1 protein-coding gene is annotated in these 234 nt (G+C 56.8%); it reads right to left on the bottom strand.

Annotation, left to right across the window (positions count from 1 at the left end; translation table 11 throughout):
• Nucleotides 1–149: DUF1810 family protein (locus Q4519_RS22540; RefSeq protein WP_369293069.1), on the bottom strand; the 149-nt coding region annotated here is incomplete at its 3' end.
• Nucleotides 150–234: the final 85 nt, after the last annotated feature.

Below are 234 nucleotides of genomic sequence, written 5' to 3'. Positions count from 1 at the left end.
ATATGTGACTGGCCCAGCGACGCCAGTTGCGGAAACACAAACCACATCCAGTGGCTCTGTTTCTTGCCCGCCGTCAGCTCCGAAATCACCGCCGCCCACACAGTATCCTGCGCCTCGATAAAGAGCTCGGCGTCGGTTTCATCAGTCATTTTAGGCGGCGGTTCCGCATTGCAATCAACCGCAGACGCAGCGCGTTGAGCTTGATGAATCCGGCGGCGTCTTTCTGATCATAGG

It is taken from the genome of Motilimonas sp. 1_MG-2023 (assembly GCF_030547455.1).
Taxonomy (GTDB): domain Bacteria; phylum Pseudomonadota; class Gammaproteobacteria; order Enterobacterales; family CBDFNC01; genus Motilimonas.
The sequence above is the reverse complement of the archived record's forward strand: the minus strand, read 5'-3'. Positions and strand labels throughout refer to the sequence as shown.